Genomic DNA, 2,627 nt, shown 5'->3' with positions numbered 1-2,627 from the left:
GTAGTGCTAGTAATTTCGCCATCGGTGTTGATACTATGGGGTTTACGAGTCTGAATTTGAATTTCTTTCCCCTTAAGAGTTCTCACCCAAGATAATAAACCCTGTTGTCCTCGCGGTAACGTCCATAAAAGCGGGAAAATTTGCCACCAGTGTTCAATTTCTAGGCTATATAAATCTAGTCTTTGATCGTCAATTTGGGCATCGTGAGCGATCGGCATTCCTCCCCCATAATAACGACCATTTCCGATCGCTATTTGCAGGGTTTTAACTTTGATATTTTGGCCATCAATACCGATCATAGCGGTAAAAGGACGAGTTTTACTTAATAACTGTAGGGCTGTCCAAGCGTAGGCCAAAATCCCCAAACGTCGCTTTAAACCCTTGTTCAGTTTTTGGGTAATTTTCACACTTAATCCTAAACTAGCCACGTTGAAAAAGTATTTATTATTTACCCAACCTAGATCGATATATTTTAAATTACCTTCCGCAATAATTCGACAAGCTTCGGCAATAGAATTCGGTATCCCTAAAGTCCGGGCTAAATCATTAGCCGTTCCCAAAGGTATAATGCCTAGGGGCAGTTGAGTTTCTACCAACACATCCACCATAGCATTAAGAGTACCATCGCCACCACCGACGATAACTAAATCAATATTAGAGCGATATTTTTCCATCAAAAAAGGTATATCTTCTACCTTTTTCAAAGGGACGCTGATAATTTCAAAATCCCAATGATTGAGCAGCTCGACAGTTTGAGCAAAGTTTTCTTTACCCTTGCGCGAGTGACGATTAATTAGTAGTAAAGCTCTTTTAGTCATAGGTCAGTTTCTCATGCAGGGATAAAGGTTATGTAATTAAATCAGAAAAAATATCAGGTGATGTGTGATAATTTTTGCTTATGGAATCGTGAAATGCTTATCGGGCAAGACTTTTAGGGCTATTTTGCGGATATTCTATCAGTATAGACCTCGTTTCCACACATAAACCAGAAGAGCCGCCCCATTGATCACTAAATTTTAGTTAATAGCCCTTTCTTCGAGAAAATGTTCTACCATTGCCCCTATGTAGGGCTGGCTGAATAAATCTAAAAACCTTGCTGGATAAGACTTTTAGACTTTTTTGAAATCCAAAAGTACCAGATATGGGAGTGATCAGGGGGAAATTCAGGTACTTTTTCCCTGAAAATTAGGTAATTGACCAGATGAAAATCGGTAAAACCCCACACCCTACACCCTACACCCTACACCCTGCCCCTAGGAAAAACTTTTTCAGCAGACCCTATGTATGATAGCAAATTCAGACCCTTCAAGGCCATAAAACGAAGATAATGGCAGACTATTACTTGATTTTACTGATAACGGGCGTTTTTTCGGGCTTATTAGCGGGTTTATTCGGTATTGGGGGTGGCACTATCTCCGTGGCGATCCTGTTAAATTTGGGCTACAGTTACGGGGAATCGGTGGCTACCAGCAGTTTAGCGATCGTTTTCACTTCCCTAGTGGGTACGATCCAAAATTGGCGATTAGGTTCCCTCAAATGGCAGCGAGTTCTCCTCTTAGGTTTACCCGGGATTTTTACGGCATTTATCGGGGTCTATCTGGTCAAATATAGCCCCAAACACCTCCTAGAAGCGGCTTTTGGTTGTTTTTTACTGCTCAATATCTATTTAACCAATCTCAAGCAAAATTTAAGCCAAAAAGAGCCAGTTTCTGCCATTAGATTGAATCCTAATCTAGCCTGTCTGCTAACCGGAGGAATCGCTGGATTTCTAGCCGGTATTTTCGGAATTGGCGGTGGGGCGATCATGGTGCCACTACAAATGATTTTTTTGGCAGAAAAGATCAAAATCGCCATTGTCACCAGTTTAGGTGTGGTTTTACTCAATTCGATCGCCGCCTGTTTCGCTCATGCCCAAGCCGGTTATATTCTTTATCTACAAGGGATTATTTTAGGTATCGGTGGTTCTCTAGGTGTACAAGTAACCACTCGTTTTTTACCGAAATTACCAGATCGATTGGTGCGGATTACTTTTTATATTTTTCTGCTACTGATGGCCATTTATTTCTTCATCCGCGCTTGCTCTTAAACCGCATCAACGGACTCGTTAAATCTCAACTTTCTAACCTTTCTAGTCTCTCCCTGATGGGCTTTTTCCCTATTCATCAATAAAAAACGGAGAATACTTGACAAATTCGGGGGGGGTAGAATGGCGGAGATTATTGCTTTTAATCGCTCATCTATGGGGTGTAAATCTTAACTTTTCCCAGTATTAGCCATAACATTAGCTTGAATCAATCAAATCAAACAGGATTTAGTATAACAGAACCTCCTAGACATGAGGACATAAGGAGATTATGTCCCGTTTTGTATAGCTCTAACCTGTTCAACCTCTAACTCTAAGGCGGATGCGACTTGCTCAACACTTAACCCTAAGGCTAACAAACGAGGGACCGCCTCTAGTGCTTTGTTTAGTCTGCCTTCCTGACGACCTTCCTGACGACCTTCCTGACGACCTTCCTGACGCGCTTCCTCGCGCACATCTTGAAAATACTGAGTTTGTTTTAATTCATCTAAACTAAACATAGTTTCTATCTCCCGACGATTGAGAAGCGGTAACTTATAAACAA

General features: G+C 41.3%; 2 protein-coding genes and 1 pseudogene. 1 reads left to right on the top strand and 2 read right to left on the bottom strand.

Features of this window, described 5'->3' with window-relative positions:
* Nucleotides 1-818, bottom strand: an 818-nt coding sequence (locus EWV84_RS05390) for a lipid kinase (protein ID WP_287076941.1), incomplete at its 3' end; no start/stop codon positions are given.
* Nucleotides 819-1,327: 509 nt separating this feature from the next.
* Between EWV84_RS05390 and EWV84_RS05385 the strand changes: the two genes are divergently transcribed.
* Complete coding sequence (locus EWV84_RS05385) at nt 1,328-2,086, top strand: sulfite exporter TauE/SafE family protein (RefSeq protein ID WP_287076939.1); 759 nt, start codon at nt 1,328-1,330, stop codon at nt 2,084-2,086.
* A 266-nt stretch (nt 2,087-2,352) separates the two neighbouring features.
* Here the strand turns inward: EWV84_RS05385 and EWV84_RS05380 are convergent.
* Nucleotides 2,353-2,627 (bottom strand): annotated as a pseudogene (locus EWV84_RS05380) (Rpn family recombination-promoting nuclease/putative transposase); the annotation flags it as partial.

Origin of the sequence: Microcystis sp. M_QC_C_20170808_M3Col (assembly GCF_007095505.1) — a bacterium.
Classification (GTDB): Bacteria; Cyanobacteriota; Cyanobacteriia; order Cyanobacteriales; family Microcystaceae; genus Microcystis.
Note: the sequence above shows the minus strand (reverse complement) of the source record. Positions and strands in the feature narration are given on the sequence as shown.

Coding starts and splice junctions, on each gene's coding strand:
- EWV84_RS05385 (WP_287076939.1), top strand. CDS start 1,328: ATGGCAGACTATTACTTGATTTTACTGATAACGGGCGTTTTTTCGGGC.